Here is an 18,057-nt window from a genome sequence, read left to right on the forward strand (position 1 = left end):
ATGAATCACATTCCCTTTACGGAAACTTCCAACTGTGCTTGAGTATCGATAACTGCGGTGATTCCGTAAGGATTAAGGATGATATTCGAAGGCGTGAGTTTAACTGCTTTCCCCTTCATTTTTAAGCCTTTGTAATATTCTTTATTAAAGGTTTCTTCGATGCTTTTTCTGGAAGAATCTTCCAGGTCCGCGGTCGGGATTCCGTATTCGTCTTCAATCATTTTCACGATTTTTCCCTGAAATAAAAGAGTTGCCGTTTTGTAAAAAATATTTTTCGTTTTCAGTTTAAACTTCGTGTCAGACAAAACGATTTTTCTTTTGAATTCATCGTAAACCGGAATGCCGGTGATGTAAGAAACGCCTTCGATTGCCCCTTCTGTCTGCGCTTCGATGATGATTCGGCCATTTTCTCCGTAGACTTTAATGGAAGTGATTTTCACTTTCGATTTTCCTTCTTTAAAATCAAATTCTTTCCCTGAAAATAATTTTTCTGCAATCGCTGTTGCTTCCGAAAACGGAATATTAACGGTGGTCTGTAACAGAAAATTGTTTGGAAGTTGCGGTGCCGAATTAAAATTGGCAATGCTGTTTACCAAAGGTGAAGAAGCAGGTTTCGTGCCTGTAAAAGTTTCAGAATACACATCAATTCCGATATTGGCATCGATACGGTTTCCATGAAAGGTAAGTGGCGTAATATTGACGCTTATTGGCGTTATTTTCAGCCAGGTACGGTATTCTTCCGAAATTTCAAAAGGTTCTGAAAACTGATTCCAGGCCATGATGGCATATTGCTGAAAGTTCAACTGATCCAGCATCATTTCATCAATGGTTTTGCAGAAGTCGGCTTGTTGTTTTTTCAAACTCGATTCTACTAATGAAGTGATTGGCACTTTAACTCTTCCAAAATCAAGAACTGGTTTTGTAATCCATTTAAAACCCATCGGCGAAGTTTTGGTCACCATTTTCCAGTTATTATTAAAGGTGAGCTGGGTATTGAAATACATCACCGTTTCAAAAGTGGTGTTTTGATAATGATAAAGCCCCAAGGTTCCGATTCCTTTTTCGGCCCATATTTTTAAAGGAACTTCGATCAGAAGATTCTGTTTTGTTCCGCCAACCAGTCGGATTGGTCGCGTTTTCCAGACTTTTACTTTGAACTGATCGTTGTCATTATCGGTATAGGAATCATCCTGAAAAATCAGAGCAGGCAAAGAGTTATTGATCATATTCCCAATTTCCGACAGCGGAATTTTCACCGGCATGGTAACAGATGATTTGATTTTTGGGAAATTGTAAACGGGAACTGAAGAATACGAGCTGTTTTGCTGAGAAAATAATTTCGGAGCCAGAAGTAGAATCATCAGAATGAGAAAGTTTCGCATTTTTATGTTTTCAGTGAAACGCAAATTTGCATAAAATTTGGATAAGTAGAATAAATATTTTTAGAGCTTTAATGAATGTCTTCTTTTCTATTAAAGGGATTGGTTCTTTAAATAATTTTAAGGCTTAAAATTTAATTCTATTCCTTATCTTATCGCAATGAAAAAATTTGAAATTTCTGTACTGGATTTAGCACCGGTCAAACAAAATAAAACCATTCACGACACCTTTAATGACAGTCTGGATTTAGCAAGAATGGTCGAGAAATTAGATTACAAAAGATTCTGGCTGGCGGAACATCATAATATGGCAAGCATTGCGAGTTCCGCAACCTCGGTCTTAATTGGATTTATCGCCAATGGAACGCAGAAAATCAGAGTGGGTTCCGGAGGGATTATGTTGCCTAATCACAGTTCGCTGGTTATTGCAGAACAGTTTGGTACATTGGAAAGTTTATTCCCAAACAGAATTGATCTCGGCGTGGGCAGAGCTCCTGGAACTGATGGTATTACAGCAAAAGCTTTGGGCAGAAATCCAATGAATATTAACCAGTATTTCCCACAGCAGATTCAGGAACTGCAAAGATATTTTTCGGTGGAAAATTCAGAAAGTTTGGTGAGAGCAATTCCGGGTGAAGGTTGCGATATTCCTATTTATATGTTGGGATCCAGTACAGACAGTGCCTGGTTGGCGGCGGAGATGGGTTTGCCTTACGCCTTTGCTGGACATTTTGCGCCTCAAATGATGGAAACTGCTTTTGAAATTTATCATCAGAATTATCAACCGAGTAAAGAATTCCCGCAGCCTTATACTATCGCCTGTGTCAACGGAATTGCGGCAGAAACCGATGAAGAAGCGAAAAAACTCTCTACAACCCTTTATCAGGCATTTGTTAATTTGATTCGAAATGACAGAAAACCCTATGCACCGCCAGTGGATGATATGGATGAAATCTGGAATCCTATGGAAAAAGCCCACGTCATGCAAATGCTGCAATATAGTTTTGTCGGAGGAAAAGAAACCATTCAAAAACAGATAGCGCAGTTTCAGAAAAGATTTCAGGTGGATGAGCTGATGATTACCTCTCATATATATGAGCATGAAGCCCGTTTAAAATCATACGATATTATCAGAAAGGCGACTGACGCTTTGAATGCGGGGCTGTAACTGTTTCTTTTTGTACAAGTCTGCGCTGAGTTAGTCGAAACCGGAAGTGAAGCGGATTCCTAACCTGCGTCCCGGCTTGAACGGAGCTCTTTTTTGGATTTCTCCGGGAAGGGAAAAGCAAGGCGGAAATCAAAAAAAGCGGGAGCCCTTCGACAAGCTCAGGATAAATCCAGACGGAAAAAGACGCCCAAATAAGAATTGTCGATTGCCATAAATCTAACTATCTTTGCAAAAATCTAAAAGTAAAATGTCAGATATTCAACTTAATACGATTCCTGAAGCGATTGAGGATCTAAAAAACGGAAAAATAATCATCGTAGTTGATGATGAAAACCGGGAAAATGAGGGAGATTTTCTTTCTGCGGCAGAATTAACCACGCCGGAAATCATCAATTTCATGACCATTCACGGTCGCGGTTTGATTTGTACGCCACTTCCTGAAAAACGGTGTGACGAACTTGGTCTCGACATTATGGTCACGCGAAGCAGCGATCCGAAAGAAACTGCTTTTACGGTTTCTGTGGATTTGTTGGGAGACGGAGTTTCTACCGGAATTTCTGCCAGCGACCGAAGTAAAACGATTTTAGCTTTAATGGACGAAAACACCAAACCGGCGGATTTTATGCGCCCGGGACATATTTTCCCATTGAGAGCAAAAAAAGGAGGTGTTTTGAAAAGAGCGGGTCATACCGAAGCGGCGATTGATTTAACCAAATTAGCCGGCCTGCAGGAAGGCGGTGTAATTTGCGAAATTATGAATGATGACGGTTCTATGGCAAGACTTCCCGAATTATATGAACTGGCGAAAAAACACGATTTGAAACTGGTTTCTATTGAGGATTTAATTCAATATCAGTTAAGAAAAGGTGATTTAATCGAGCGTTTGGAAGAAAGGAAAGTGAAAACATTCTACGGAGATTTCGATTTTTACGCTTTTAAAGAAACGAGTACGGATCAGATTCACTTTGCATTAACGAAAGGAAAATGGGCGGAAAACGAACCGATTTTGGTAAGAGTTCAGGCTTCGAATTCTTATTTCGATGTTTTGAGCAGACTGACGACGGGCGAAAAACCGTTGCTTGAAAAAGTAACTAAAATGATTAATGACGAAGGAAAAGGGGCGATAATTTTCATTAATAATGTCTCAAATTCCGAAAACACGATGCGCAAACTGCAGCAGTTTTTGGATTTTCAGGACGGTCAGGAAAAACGTCCGACTTTGGCCTCCAACTTCCATGATTATGGAATAGGAACGCAGATTTTAAAAAACTTAGGAATTAATAAATTCCGTGTCATTTCTCAAAATGTTAACCAAAAACCTTTGGTAGGCGGTTATGATGTGGAAGTGACAGAAATGGTTGAGTTATAATAAGAGCCAAGTAAAAAGGTAAAAAAGCCAAGTAGGCATTAAATATTTTGGGCAATTTTTTTGCCAACGCTAAACCCTTTCGGCCTTCTAAAGGCTGAAAGGGTTTTCTTTTTAATCAGCAAATCAACACATCAACAGATTATCACCTCGCTAAAAATTGTTATCTTCGTTTCAATGAAATATCTACCATTTTTCTTTTTATTATTCAGTGCATTTTTCACTGCACAGGATATCCGCAGCGTTCAACTGTTTAATCCGCAGACCAATGATGAAACGCCGGTCATTGGGTTTAATGAACAGTTGATTTTGCGTTTCGATGATTTGTCGAATTCCAGTACGATTTACCGCTATACTTTGAAACATTTCGACCGGAACTGGAAAGATGACGGCTTGTTTTTTACCGAATATGCCACCGGAAGTTTAAACGGAATGATCGATCAGTTTCAGTATTCGTTCAATACTTTGCAGGCGTACACCAATTACACATTAACGATTCCGAACGATAAAATTCAGCCTAAAATCTCCGGGAATTTTGAACTCGTTGTTTATCAGCATTCAGCCAGCAAACCGCTTTTCACGAAAAGATTTTGTGTGGTTGAAGACGGCGCTAATTTGGCTTTGAATATTTCCCGAATTTCTGACGCGGGAAAACCGCAAATCAATCAAAGGGTAGAAGTTCAGGCAATCGGGAACGGTTCGGCAATGAATTCCAATCTGAATTCTTTGACTTTAAATGTCATCCAAAATAATAATTGGAACTTGGGAGTTTACAATCAAAAGCAAAGTTCCTCTTTGGGAAATAAAATTCTTTTTCAACAGATGAATTTAGCGTTTCCCGGGAATAATGAGTTTTATTATTTTGATAACAAGAATATGAACCAACCGTTTGATATGGTTGCTCAGTCAGAAAATGTCAATGGAATAAATTATACCTATTTGCATTCGGTGTGGGCGTTTCCGATGAATTATCAATACCAGCCGGATGTGAACGGTGCTTTTTATTTCCGTCGAAATGATTTGGGTATTGAAAGAAATGCGGATCGGGAAGCGGATTATTCCTGGGTGTATTTTGCTTTAGATTCCGAAAAAACCAATAAAGAGATTTATGTAGTCGGTGGTTTTAATGATTTTAAAGCAAGCAAAGAAAATCAAATGTTCTACGATGAAACTGCAAAAAAATACATCGCAAAAATTTATTTGAAACAGGGATTCTACAATTATATTTTAGCCACCAAAAACGCGGATGGAAGTTTAAATCTGGGCGAAATCAACGGTAATTTCTGGCAGACAGAAAACCTCTATCAGGCCTTTTTGTATTACCAGCCTTTTGGTAGGAACTACGATGGATTGCTGGGTTACGGCGAGTTTAGAACGCCTTTGAGATAAAGAAAAAAAAGACCTTCAATGTTTATCGAAGGTCTTTTTTTTTTCTTTATACCAAATAAAACTCATGCAATCTTTCCTCGCACAACGTTTTCACCACATCAATCCAGCGGTCTTCGTCGTTTAAACAGGGGATGTAATGGTAGTTTTCGCCACCACCATGCATGAACTGTTCTTTACCTTCTACGGAGATTTCCTCTAAAGTTTCCAGACAATCTGATACAAAAGCCGGGCAAACAATTGCCAGATTCTTAATTCCTTTTTTGCTTAAATTTTCTAAAGTTACATCGGTGTAAGGTTCCATCCATTTATCGTTTCCTAAACGGGACTGGAAGGTGACCAGAACTTTCTCTTTCGGTAAATTTAATTTTTTAATGACTTCTTCCGTTACTTTAAAACACTGGTGTCGGTAGCAAAACTGATGGCTTGGATTGCTGTCTCGGGAACAACAGTCGTTTAAATTACAGGTTTTGGTTGGGTCTGTTTTAAAAATATGTCTTTCCGGAACGCCGTGATAAGAGAATTGCAAAGCATCAAAATTTTCAGGTAATTTCTCCCGAATACTTTCTGCAAGGCAATCGATATAGATTTCGCGGTTATAAAAAGGCTGAACGTAATTGATTTTAATATCTGGGAAATGTTTCTTGCGAACATCTTCTGCCTTTTCAATCACTGTTTCTGTCGTGCTCATCGCATATTGCGGATAGAGTGGGAAGAGTACGATTTCAGTAACGCCCTGTTCTGTCAGTTTTCGGATGCCTGTTTCGATGCTTGGTTCTGCATATCGCATGCCGATTTCTACAGGAACATCAACCAACTTTTGCAGTTTTTTCTGAATTCTTTCCGTAATGAAAATTAAAGGCGAACCTTCTTCAGTCCACACGGTTTCATAAGCGGCAGCCGATTTTTTCGGACGGGTATTCAAAATGATTCCGCGCACCAATAAAGTCCGGAAAAACCAACGGTAATCGATGACTTTTTCATCCATTAAAAATTCGTCGAGATATTCTTTTACATCTTCAACTTTCGTCGATTTGGGCGAACCGAGATTCACCAATAAAATTCCTTTTTTTGACAAAATATTTATTTTTTTTTATAAACCACAAAAGTCACAAAACTTTCCTATAAAGATGGAATTGACTTCGTTTTAAAGTGAAAATAATTTACAGCAACTTAGTGTAATGCTCATTTACAAGCGTTTCCTGTCCTTCGTGGTATCTATTTTTTACATTAAAATTAATTAAAATTTCTTCTGGAACTTTTAGAATGCTTACAACATAACTTTTGTGGTTAATTACTTACCCATTTACCGCTTCCACGTTTTCTACCAATTCCGGTAAAAACTGTTTCAGAACATTTTCAATTCCTCCTTTCAAAGTCGCGGTAGAACTTGGGCAACCCGAGCAGGCTCCCTGCAATAGCATTTTCGCAGTTTTCGTGTCTGCGTCATATTCCATTAACGAAATTTTACCACCATCACCTTCCACGGCTGGCGTAATATATTCATTTAAAATATCAGAAATTTTCTGTTCGTCTTCATTGTATTCTCTGTTCATGATGCCCGCTGCCGGACTTTCATGTTTCTGCGGGGTCACGTTAGAAATAACGCCTCCGCTTTGAAGATAATCCGCCACAAATGCTCTTACTGCAACCATCACCTCATGCCATTCAACTGATACATTTTTGGTAACCGCCACGAAATTATCAGAGATGAAAACTTCTTTCGCAAAATCATATTCATCGAAAATCGCTTTGGCCAAAGGAACATTGTCGGCTTCTTCACGGGATTTTACTTCGATGAAACCGTCCATTAATGCTTTGTTGGAAACGAATTTCATCACCATAGGATTGGGAGTCATTTCTGCATAAATAAGATATTCATCATTTTTTTTCTGAAGATAAATTCGGGGATTCGCCGCCAGTTCATCCTGGATCACATTTTTCAGAGGATCAACAAGATTTTCCCAGTCGATACCGTCCTGTTTTGCGACAGCGACAAAATTCGCGGTGATAAAAATTCGTTCTACGAATGGATATTTGAAAAGTTCCTGGGCTAAAGGGATTTCTGCGATATCAGAATTGCGGTCGAGTTCCAGAGAACCGGGAATTAAGTTGTAATCGGCTACAAACTTCATTACTTTTGGGTTTTCTGTGGGCTCTATAATAATTGGTCTCATTTTAATTTCTTAAATTTGAGTACAAAAATACGGATAACAATTTAGATTTCATCATGCAGGTTTTAGACGCTGTCAATGAGTAATATCAGTAATCACAGAAAGGACTGAGAATAAAAAAATCAGAAAACTACAGCGTTGAATAGTTAACAGAATGAATGGAAGTCTATTCTCTTTTTTCTATTCTCTTATAATTTTAAAAAAAATAATATGGCACTTATAAAAGAACTTTTAGGAAAAACTCCACAAATCGGAGAAGACACTTTTTTGGCAGAAACAGCAACCATTATTGGCGATGTCACTATGGGCAAAGAATGCAGTGTCTGGTACAACGCCGTCATTCGTGGCGATGTGAATTACATTAAAATGGGTAACAAAGTGAATGTTCAGGACAACGTAATGTTGCACTGCACGTATGAAAAATTCCCGCTGGTCATTGGAAATAATGTGTCGATCGGGCACAACGCAATCGTTCATGGCTGCACTGTTCACGATAATGTGTTAATCGGAATGGGCGCGATTGTAATGGACGACTGTTTGGTTGAAAGCAACTCGATTATCGGTGCCGGTTCAGTGGTCACCCAGGGGACACATATTAAATCCGGTGAAGTTTGGGCGGGAGCACCGGCACGGAAAATCAAAGATATGTCGGCAGATTTATTGGAAGGTGAAGTTAACAGAATCGCTAATAATTATGTGAAATATTCTTCATGGTATACTAACGAAGCGGTTCTTTAATTACGTAAAATAACAGGGAAGTTGATTATTCAGCTTCCTTTTCTTTTTCAGAATGATTACCAATCAAAACAGCTTTTCCGTCTTCACAGCGAATTTCCACAGGAGGAAGAACCATTACGCAATCGGACATGAGGCCATATTTGAGATTGAAAGCACTTTGCATTGAAGTGAATTGCGCTATTTTAGGTAAAATTTGATCTTCAAGTTTAATGGGATAAGCGATATAGGAACTTGGTCCGCCACACGCCTTGGAACCAATGGCAGTGAATTTCCAGTCTTTTGAATCCGCACATATTTCAGTGCTGATGAGGGAATCTATCTCTTTGGTGAGGTTTTTCATTTCAAGCTGGTCTGCCTGCTGTGAAAAATGATTTTCCGGTTTCAGCGCAATGTCTTTAGGCAAGGTCTCCACGTCCGTCACTCTTTTTTTGGACGAACAGGAGGCTAAGGTCAAAACTGAAAGGGTAATAATCAATAAATGTTTCATTGTAAATGTTTTCTTCTGCATTACAAAAATACAGCCTTTTTTGCAATGTTAAAGGAACAGTGACATTATCGGAGTTCAAATGTATTAAAATTCAATTTTTTCCTCTTTAAAAAAGCTTTTTTTTATGTATTCAATTTGTCATTTTTAAATGAAATTCGTGTATTAGTGGCTAAAAACCAGATGCACTGATTTTCACCATGGTAATTGTATTCAATTTTCTTAAATTTGACCGATGGACGAATCTCTCTTTAATTTAGCCGAACACACGAACCGCAGTATTTTTTTAACGGGAAAAGCGGGGACAGGAAAAACGACTTTTCTGAATGAGTTTGTAAAGAAAACCAAGAAGAAACACATTGTCGTAGCGCCAACCGGAATCGCCGCCATCAACGCTGGCGGTGTGACGATTCATTCCATGTTCGGACTTCCATTGAGAACTTTTATTCCGACGACCGACCGGATCGACAGCAATCTGGGAAACAATATTTCCGATTTGATGCAGCATTTCAAATACCGAAAAGACAAACTCAAATTGTTGCGGGAAATAGAAATTATCATCATCGATGAGGTTTCTATGTTGCGTGCCGATGTCTTGGATATGATGGATTTTTCGCTGCGTTTTGTACGACGCAATCAGCAGAAATTCGGTGGCGTTCAGATGTTGTTTATCGGTGATCTCTACCAGCTTCCGCCAGTGGTTCGCGATGAACATTTCTTAGGCCAGTATTATAAATCTCCTTTTTTCTTCGAAAGTTATGCATTGAAGGAAATGCCTTTAATCACCATAGAACTGACTACCGTTTATCGGCAGACCGACGAAAAGTTTTTGGATATTCTGAATGATATCCGCGACGGTGCGGTAGGTAATATCGATTTTGAAACTTTAAATGAAAGATATATTCCCGACTTCGAACCGACCGATGAACCTTATGTTTATCTGACTTCACACAACAGAATGGCCGACGAAATCAACCAGAAAAAACTGGCCGAACTGAAAGGAAAACCTTATATATACCGTGCAGATATTATTGGAAATTTCAATGAAAACCAGTATCCCAACGAAGAAGAACTGCAGTTGAAAGTCGGTGCCCAGGTCATGTTTATCCGAAACGATGCGAGCAGTGAAAAGAGATATTTCAATGGTAAGCTCGCTGAAGTAATGGGGTTAGATGAGAAAGAAATTACCGTGCTCATCGATGGTGACGAGGAAGTCTTTAAAATAAAAAAAGAAACCTGGGAACAGAAAAGATACGGTTTAGATGCCGATAAAAACATTACAGAAGATGTTTTAGGGAGTTTCCAGCAATATCCGGTTCGCCTGGCTTGGGCCGTGACCATTCATAAATCGCAGGGGCTGACTTTTGACCGTCTGATTATTGATGCCGGAAAATCTTTCGCTTCAGGGCAGGTTTATGTGGCGCTTTCGCGGTGCCGGACTTTAGAAGGAATTGTGTTAAAGTCTAAAATCACACCGAATGTTATTTTTGCCGACCGCCGGGTGTCAAAGTTTCAGGATGAAACCAACGCGAACGAAAAAGTTGAAGAGATTCTTCAGGCTGAAAAATACGATTACAGCATCAAAAAAGTGATCAGCAGTTTAGACTGTCTGTGGTTCAAACATTCCCTGGAGAAATGGTTTCAAACCACCAAAACCAGCAAAGCACTTGATAAAAATAAAGCCACTTTTTTATACCAAAGCATTAAACCGAAGATTGAAAACTTTGGCAATGTTTACCAGAAGTTTGAAAAAATAATGGTTCAGAAAACCCATAAATTCATCAATGGTGATGAAGAGTGGAGCGAAATCGAAACCAAAGCAAAAGGAGCGGTGAATTTCTTTTTTACGAAAGTAAATATAGAAGTATTTCAGCCTTTGCTTGATTTTTATTCTGAGAACAAAGGCACGAAAGGGCTCAAAGAATACAACGAAGATTTTCGTGTTTTTCTGGATGATTTAGAAGATTATCTGAATGACCTGAAAAAAGTGTATTTATTGGAAGCGCCCCTTTTCAATACCGAAAATAATATTACCATTTCTACGAAAGTTGCCAAAATCCCTTCTCATATCCTGACCTTCCAGTTGTTTGAAGACGGCAAAACCATTCCTGAAATCGCGAAAGAAAGAGGGTTGGTTACCGAAACCATTTTCGGTCATCTTGCCAAATTCGCCGAGCAGGGATTATTGGATTTATCCAGAATTTTTGATAAAGAAAAGATCAAAACTTTTGAAAAGGAGTTCAAGAAAAATTCCTACGAAACCTTAAACGATTGGAAAAAAGCATTGCCGAACGATTTTGAATTCAATGAAATCCGTTTGTTGCTGAATCACTTTACCCATAAGAACTCTAAGTAAGAAGTTAAACCCCAAAAGTCACAAAAGTTTTATTATCACTCAAGTAAATATAATTCTTCTGAAAAGTTTACAAAATTTTCAATGAATCTTATAGTGAATTTTCACCATTAAGATTTAATGAAGAAATTAAGTTCATTAAGAACTCCTTCGGAAATTACTGCGCACAAATCTTCATGCACTTTTCAGCAGCTTAAAAACTTCAACACAACTTTGTGACTGTGTGGTTGAAAAAATAATTTACAGCAACTTTTGCCATCTTTTGAAAGACTTATTAAAATCAAACTTTTGCGCCTTTTGCGGTTAAAAAAAATTGAAAATTAAAAGCAGAAATTGAACCATTAAGAGATTAAGAATAATTAAGAGAGCACTCCTTTTAGCGGTCAATTCTTAATCTTCCTTAATGCCTTAATGTTGAAAAAATTTCATTCAATTCTTCAAGCTATTTTAATAAAAACTTACAATAATCTCAATCCGTGAAATCCGTGAGCGCACTTTTTACCTTTTAATCACAATTTTCTTTATCGGTTCCTGCGGTTTTCTGTTCTGATATTTTTTAATCCAGTTATAAAAAATCAGAAAGCCGAAAACGAAAATAGAAAGCCGCGATAATAAATCTCCCGTTCGGGTATAAAAAGTCTGGTGATCATACAGATCAATTTTCGCAAAAAGAGCTGTTTTGTCGCCATAAAAGGTATCTGCCACCACATCACCTTTCACATCGATATGCGCAGAAATCCCGCTGTTGGCAGATCTCGCAATTTCACGCCGGGTTTCTATGGCGCGCATTTTGGCATAAGCCAGAAGTTGTTTGTGACCTTGTGTAACGCCCCACCAGGAATCGTTCGTCATAATTCCTAAAAAGTTCGCGCCTTTTTTAACGTAATCTGTAACGAATTCCCCGTAAATACTTTCGTAGCAAATAATCGGCGCCATTTTTCCTTTGTTAAAAGGATTGTCGAACACCTTTCTTTCTTCGTCAATTCCCAGAGAAGCAGTTGTTCCGCCCAGATCCAACATCGCATTTCCGAGAATGGGTTTCAGTATATTGATGTAAGGGAAAATCTCTACACCCGGCACGAGTTTACCTTTGTGATAAACTTCTATTTTTTGGTTAGGGATGATTTGAATGGCAGAATTATAACTGTCCACGTACATTCCCTGCGAAGTCTGGTACGCGGTTTTTGATCTTTCATTTTCATTGGCGTAAAAACGGTGGGATGAAATTCCCGTGGCAAAAACAGATTTCGGATGTTTCGTTAAAAATTCTTTCGTTTTATTTAAAAGTTCGCTGTGTTCAAAACCCGTTTCAGAAATCGAACCAAAGCCGGGAAGTGAAGTTTCGGGACCGATATAATAATCGATTTGTCCGTTTGAATTTTCTTCGGCTAAAGTCAGTAAATCATTTAAAATGGTTAAACTGTCCTTTGAATATTTTTCGGTGTAGGGGTTTAAGTCCGGCTGCAGCATTAAAACATTGACCGACCCAATGGGTTTTAAATCAAAGTTTTGGTATTTCACCACTGAAATGATCATGGGCAAAGCAATTCCCGCAACAAGAATGGAGGAGTTGATGATTAAGGATTTTCTTTTTCTGCCGGCTTCCCAAATTCGTAATGTGTAGAAAGCAAAAACATTCACCAGTAAAATCCAGAAACTTCCGCCTGTTGCCCCAAAGGTGTCATACCACTGAATCAGCTGCGGATAATCGGCAAATGCGTTTCCTAAATTCAACCACGGCCAGGTGAATTCCCAGCTCAAATGGATTTTTTCCCAAACCATCCAGACGGCAACCAAGAAGGTCAGTCCGAAATAAGTTCCCTGCGCGTTTTTATACCAATGATAACATTGAAAAATAAAGGAATAAAAGAGAGAATTCAATAAAACCGGGACCACAACGGCTAATAAAGAATTGGTGCCGTCCGGATTTTTCGCTCCGTATAACCACCCGGTGGTGACGATATTCCAAATCACGAAACAGAGGAAAGTCAGTCCGAAAATTGCCCTGCCTTTCTTTTTGATTTTAGAAAATTTAGAAATATCATGTTCGATTATTAATAAAGGAACGAGCGCAAAAAATATAAAAAACGGAATGCCGTACGTGGGCCATGAAATACTCAGCAGAACCGCCGAGAGTAAGGACAAAATAATATATTTCATAAGTTGTTTAAAACGAATTTAATTTTCAAAGATAAGGATTTCTGTTTCTGCATTGAAATGTAATCTTTTTGCCACGAATGCACGAATTTTTTATTGTTTTGAGGAATAAAAGTATTCGTCAAAATGCTGGAAATTAATGATTTAAGAAATGTTCGTGCATTCGTGGCCTTGTTTATTTTTGCCACGAATACACGAATTTTTTACTGTTTGGAGGAATAAAATTATTCGTCAAATTACTGGAAATTAATGATTTGAGAAATATTCGTGCATTCGTGGCTTTGTTTATTTTTGCCACGAATACACGAATTTTTTACTGTTTGGAGGAGTGGAAATGTTCTTCAAATTACTGTAAATTACTGATTTGAGAAATATTCGTGCATTCGTGGCTTTGTTTATTTTTGCCACGAATGCACGAATTTTTTACTGTTTTGAGGAATGAAATTATTCGTCAAATTACTGGAAATTAATTATTTGAGAAAGATTCGTGCATTCGTGGCCTTGTTTATTTTTGCCACGAATGCACGAATTTTTTACTGTTTTGAGGAATGAAATTAATCGTCAAATTACTGGAAATTAATGATTTGAGGAAATATTCGTGCTATTTAGTTTTGCCACGAATGCACGAATTTATTTCTGTTTGGAGGAATAAAATTATTCATCAAATACTCCATTATTTTGATGGGAATTGAAATGATTTTAGAAAGATCCGTGCATTCGTGGCTAATGTCGTCTAAAGCTAAAACTGATTTTCGATCTCCACGCTTACGCCGTGCATTTCGCCCGTCATTGGCGGATTGGTTTTGGTGATTTTAATTTTAATAAAGGAAATCTGCGGAAAAGCCAGTTTGATATTTTTCAGAATTCTGCCCGCCACATGTTCCATCAATTTGGAGGGAATTTTCATTTCCTGATGAATGATATCGTTGATGGCTGCGTAATTGATGGTGTCGTTTAAATCATCCGTTCCTACGGCTTTCCACAAATCGGCCTGAACTTCCACATTCAAAAGATAAAACGTTCCGATGAGCGTTTCCTCGGGAAGTGCGCCGTGGTAAGCGTAAATTTTCAGGTCTTCTATAATTATTTTTGAAGTCATTTTTTTAGATTTATTTTACCGCAAAAGACGCCAGGATTTTAAACAAAAATACTGTTTAAAAAGGGACGTGAATATTTCACATAGCAAAAATTAAAGTAATTATTAACGGCTGTTTTCAGTCATCTTAATTCATCTTAATGCCTTAATGTTTAAAAAAAATATGCCCAAATACCCAAGCATCCGTCAACTTATCATTTAATCGTCGTCGATAATTCCAGCATCGCTTCAATCGGTTTCAGTGCTTTCAGGCGCAACTCTTCATCCATGGTGATTTCCGGCAGCTCGTATTTCATGCAGAGATAGAGTTTTTCCAGCGTATTTCTTTTCATATAAAAACATTCCGAGCAGTTGCATGATTCATCGAAAACCAAGGCTGGCATCAGTTTTTTGTGCGGAGCACGTTTTTGCATTTCGTGAAGAATTCCCTCTTCGGTGGCTACGATGAATTCCTGAGCATCGTCTTTTTCCACAAAATTTAAGAGTGCAGAAGTGGAACCCACGAAATGAGCCAAATCTAAAACAGGCGTTTCACTTTCCGGATGTGCGATGAGTTTTGCGTGAGGATGATCGGCCATTTGTTGGGCGATTCTTTCCATAGAAAAAGCTTCATGAACGATACAGCTTCCGTCCCAGAGAATCATCTCGCGGCCGGTTTTCTTCATTAAATATTTCCCCAAATTCTTGTCCGGTGCGAAAATAATAGGTCGGTCTTCCGGTAACGACCGAATGATGGTTTCGGCATTGGAGCTGGTAACGATGATGTCTGATTCTGCTTTGGTTTCGGCGTTACAGTTGATGTAAGTCGCGATTAAAGCGTTCGGGTGTTTTGCCCGCATTGCCCGCAAACCTGCACCACTGCAACCGTCTGCCAGTGAACAGCCAGCCTGCGTATCTGGCAGGACGACTTTTTTTGTAGGATTCAGAATCTTTGCTGCTTCTGCCATAAAATGAACGCCACAAAAAGCAATCATATCCGCATCGGTATCTTTTGCCGCACGCGCTAACTGGAGGGAATCACCCAAATAATCGGCAATATCCTGAATGGCTGCAGGTTGGTAGTAATGCGCCAAAATCACGGCGTTTTTTTCTTTTTTAAGATCTAAAATGGCTTTTACCAAATCTTCACCCTGTGGAATGATTAAATCTTTAATATTTAAAAAACCCCTTACGGGAAGGTTGTCTTTTGCGGTTTCTAAATTTTCTGTGCTCATGGGTTAAAAATATTTAGGATTGGGATGTATAAATGTATAATTAAAATCTTGAATTAAATGCTGGGAAGAAATGATTCTTTGGGGTTGAATTTCTTTTTTATCGCTGCTGCTTTTATTTTCCAGATTCAGAATCTCTGCGATTGACGGATGTTCCGGAGCCACGAGATTGTAAGTTTCCGCTTTTATTTCAGAATGAATCAGTTGTTCTGCGACAGACAAAATATCTTCGTAATGAATATAATTGGTAAGCTTGTCAGGATTTTCCGGCAACCTGTTTTTAAAGAAATTTTGAAGCGACCGTTCGTCACCCATTAATCCGCCAAAACGCAAAATAGTGGTTTGTGGATATTTCTTTCGCACCAGATTTTCTGAGGAGACAATGTCTGGCCGTAAATTTCCGGTGTCGCTTTCAGTGAATACTTTGTCTTCCTGCGGATAAATTCCGGTCGAGCTGAAAAAGATGGTTTTTGGAAATTGTTTGTCGAGTTTTTCAAAACCCTCATGCCAGTCATTTCTCGAAATCGGCATACTGAAAATGGCAACGTCGACATCGTTTAAAAAATCAAAATCAAACGTTGAGCGAAAGTCCAGCAAATGAACTTCTGCCGCCACTTTCTTCAGCGGAATTATTTTATCGGGTGTGGTGGTCGTGGCGATGACATGGTGCTTTTTATCAGTCCAGTATTTGGCTAATTTTTCTCCAACCCAACCGCAACCGATAATGGCGATTCTCATGATTTCAAAAACTGCGTTATTAAATTGTCGATTTCAATTTTAGCCACTTCCAACTGATCGTTGACTACAATTTTGTCGAATTCATTTTTAAAAGAGATTTCTTCTGTCGCTTTTGCAACGCGCATGTGAATCGTTTCCAGGTCATCGGTTCCTCTTGCGATCAATCTTAATTCCAAAGCGGCCACCGAAGGCGGCATGATGAAAATAGACAGTGCTTTGTCGCCGAAATATTTTTTCAGGGCAATTCCGCCCTGCACATCCACATCGAAAATAACGACTTTTCCGCTGGCCCAGATGCGTTCGACTTCTGATTTCAAGGTCCCGTAATATTTGTCGGTATATACTTCTTCAAACTCTACGAAAGCCCCTTTAGTAATTTTCTGGCGAAATTCATCAGGAGTGATGAAATGATAATCGATACCGTGTTGTTCTTCGCCTCTCGGATTTCTCGTCGTACAGGAAATTGAAAATGCCAGTTCCGAAAAATGTTCCAGACAGTGTTTTACCAGAGTGGTTTTTCCACTTCCGGACGGAGCGGAGAATATGATTACTTTGTTCATTGGTTTTTTAATTTTATAGACGGAGAGATAATAGACGGATAGATAATAGACGGAGAGATAAAAGATAATTATGCATCTCCGATTCATGATTTTAATTTTTTAGTGCAAAGTAATATAAAGGTTTTATCTATAGACTCGCGGTTTCAGCTTTTTTAAGTTCGAAAAGTTGATGTCCACTTAGCACAAAGTTCGCAAGGATTTTACAATTACTTCTAATTATGGATCTGCATTTAGATAATCAATCAACTCTTTGGTCTATCATCTATCCGTCTATCCTCTATCCGTCTATTATCTTTTAGTCTACAATACGTTCAGCGTTTGTTCCTTTATTTTTTCCAGATCATCTTTCATCATGACCACGAGTTTCTGGATTTCTGCGTGGTTGGCTTTGGAGCCAAGGGTATTGATTTCTCTGCCGATTTCCTGGGAAATAAACCCGAGTTTTTTGCCGTTGCAGCTTTCTTCGATCATCACTTCCAGATAATATTTTAAATGCTGAGTGAGCCGTACTTTTTCTTCAGCGATATCTAGTTTTTCAGTATAATACGCCATTTCCTGATAGAAACGGGTTTCGTCGATCTGGTCAAATTCGTTGAGTGAATTGCGGTAGCGCTCTTTTACCGCATCCATTCTCACTTCTTCGTAAGGTTTTATCTGATGGAGGCAATTCTCAATTTTGTTGATATTCCGGTGCAGTTCTTCCTGCAGGATTTCACCTTCTATCCGTCGGAAATTGTCAAATTTTGTTAAAGCTTCTTCTAATAATTCGATTAAGAAAATCCATTCGTTATCATTGAGTTCATCGCTTTTAGAAGAAATGGCTTCCGGCATTCTCACCGCCATTTTCAGATATTCGAAATCGGGACCGTCTCCGGCCACCTTTTTCAGTTCCTGCATATACGCCTGCACCAGATCGTGATTTATATTCACATCACTGGCGTTATTGAGGGATTCGATATTCACGTAGCAATCAACTTTCCCACGGAGAACTCTGTCGTTGAGTATTTTGCGCATTTCGAATTCTTTCTCTTTATATCTTAATGGGATTTTGATGTTTAAATCAAAAGATTTGCTGTTGAGGGATTTAATGTCGATGGTTATTTTTTTGCCTTCGAAAACTCCTTCGCTTCTGCCGAAGCCGGTCATGGATAAAATCATGTATTTGCTTTATCTTACAAAGATAATTATTTCAAATCTTTTAAACTTAAAAAAGAAAGATCAAAGTCTTTTTAAATCTTAAAAATACT

General features: G+C 38.5%; 15 protein-coding genes. 5 read left to right on the forward strand and 10 right to left on the reverse strand.

Going from position 1 to position 18,057, the window contains the following annotated elements:
• Positions 1-5: 5 nt before the first annotated feature.
• Entirely contained in the window at positions 6-1,382 is a 1,377-nt protein-coding gene (locus tag QGN23_RS13315) for a DUF4403 family protein (protein ID WP_282904730.1), read from the reverse strand.
• A gap of 157 nt (positions 1,383-1,539) precedes the next feature.
• Here QGN23_RS13315 and QGN23_RS13320 point away from each other — a divergent pair, with 157 nt between their 5' ends.
• From QGN23_RS13320 to QGN23_RS13330, 3 genes are all read left to right on the forward strand, one after another.
• Entirely contained in the window at positions 1,540-2,547 is a 1,008-nt protein-coding gene (locus QGN23_RS13320; protein ID WP_282904731.1) for an LLM class flavin-dependent oxidoreductase, read from the forward strand.
• Between the two features lie 247 nt (positions 2,548-2,794).
• Positions 2,795-3,916 (forward strand): 3,4-dihydroxy-2-butanone-4-phosphate synthase, encoded by a 1,122-nt coding sequence (gene ribB, locus QGN23_RS13325; RefSeq protein ID WP_282904732.1) that lies wholly within the window; start codon positions 2,795-2,797, stop codon positions 3,914-3,916.
• Positions 3,917-4,090: 174 nt separating this feature from the next.
• Positions 4,091-5,302, forward strand: coding sequence for a type IX secretion system plug protein (locus QGN23_RS13330; protein WP_282904733.1), 1,212 nt, complete (start codon positions 4,091-4,093; stop codon positions 5,300-5,302).
• A 46-nt stretch (positions 5,303-5,348) separates the two neighbouring features.
• Here the strand turns inward: QGN23_RS13330 and hemH are convergent, their stop codons facing one another.
• Both hemH and QGN23_RS13340 read right to left on the reverse strand, forming a co-directional pair.
• Complete coding sequence (hemH, locus tag QGN23_RS13335) at positions 5,349-6,377, reverse strand: ferrochelatase (RefSeq protein WP_282904734.1); 1,029 nt, start codon at positions 6,375-6,377, stop codon at positions 5,349-5,351.
• Positions 6,378-6,597: 220 nt separating this feature from the next.
• Complete coding sequence (locus tag QGN23_RS13340) at positions 6,598-7,476, reverse strand: NifU family protein (RefSeq protein WP_282904735.1); 879 nt, start codon at positions 7,474-7,476, stop codon at positions 6,598-6,600.
• Between the two features lie 207 nt (positions 7,477-7,683).
• On the opposite strand from QGN23_RS13340, the gene QGN23_RS13345 reads away from it, so the two are divergent.
• Positions 7,684-8,211, forward strand: a complete 528-nt coding sequence (locus QGN23_RS13345) for a gamma carbonic anhydrase family protein (RefSeq protein ID WP_282904736.1) — start codon at positions 7,684-7,686, stop codon at positions 8,209-8,211.
• Positions 8,212-8,236: 25 nt separating this feature from the next.
• On the opposite strand, the gene QGN23_RS13350 is transcribed toward QGN23_RS13345, so the two are convergent.
• Positions 8,237-8,698 carry a hypothetical protein gene (locus QGN23_RS13350; RefSeq protein WP_282904737.1) on the reverse strand — a complete coding sequence of 154 codons (462 nt, stop codon included), beginning with the start codon at positions 8,696-8,698 and terminating at the stop codon, positions 8,237-8,239.
• Between the two features lie 232 nt (positions 8,699-8,930).
• Here QGN23_RS13350 and QGN23_RS13355 point away from each other — a divergent pair, with 232 nt between their 5' ends.
• Entirely contained in the window at positions 8,931-11,051 is a 2,121-nt protein-coding gene (locus QGN23_RS13355; protein WP_282904738.1) for a helix-turn-helix domain-containing protein, read from the forward strand.
• A 495-nt stretch (positions 11,052-11,546) separates the two neighbouring features.
• Here the strand turns inward: QGN23_RS13355 and lnt are convergent, their stop codons facing one another.
• The 6 genes from lnt to QGN23_RS13385 form a co-directional block, all read right to left on the reverse strand.
• Positions 11,547-13,208, reverse strand: coding sequence for an apolipoprotein N-acyltransferase (lnt, locus tag QGN23_RS13360; protein WP_282904739.1), 1,662 nt, complete (start codon positions 13,206-13,208; stop codon positions 11,547-11,549).
• 736 nt (positions 13,209-13,944) lie between these two features.
• Entirely contained in the window at positions 13,945-14,304 is a 360-nt protein-coding gene (folB, locus tag QGN23_RS13365; protein WP_282904740.1) for a dihydroneopterin aldolase, read from the reverse strand.
• A 191-nt stretch (positions 14,305-14,495) separates the two neighbouring features.
• Positions 14,496-15,515 (reverse strand): quinolinate synthase NadA, encoded by a 1,020-nt coding sequence (nadA, locus tag QGN23_RS13370; RefSeq protein WP_282904741.1) that lies wholly within the window; start codon positions 15,513-15,515, stop codon positions 14,496-14,498.
• A 3-nt stretch (positions 15,516-15,518) separates the two neighbouring features.
• Entirely contained in the window at positions 15,519-16,250 is a 732-nt protein-coding gene (locus QGN23_RS13375) for an NAD(P)-binding domain-containing protein (RefSeq protein WP_282904742.1), read from the reverse strand.
• A complete protein-coding gene (gene gmk, locus QGN23_RS13380; protein WP_282904743.1) occupies positions 16,247-16,810 on the reverse strand; it encodes a guanylate kinase in 564 nt (187 codons plus the stop codon). The genes QGN23_RS13375 and gmk overlap by 4 nt, the downstream gene beginning before the upstream one ends.
• A 300-nt stretch (positions 16,811-17,110) precedes the next feature.
• Entirely contained in the window at positions 17,111-17,968 is an 858-nt protein-coding gene (locus QGN23_RS13385; protein WP_282904744.1) for a YicC family protein, read from the reverse strand.
• Between the last annotated feature and the right edge of the window lie 89 nt (positions 17,969-18,057).

Source organism: Chryseobacterium gotjawalense, assembly GCF_030012525.1.
Classification (GTDB): Bacteria; Bacteroidota; Bacteroidia; order Flavobacteriales; family Weeksellaceae; genus Kaistella; species Kaistella gotjawalense.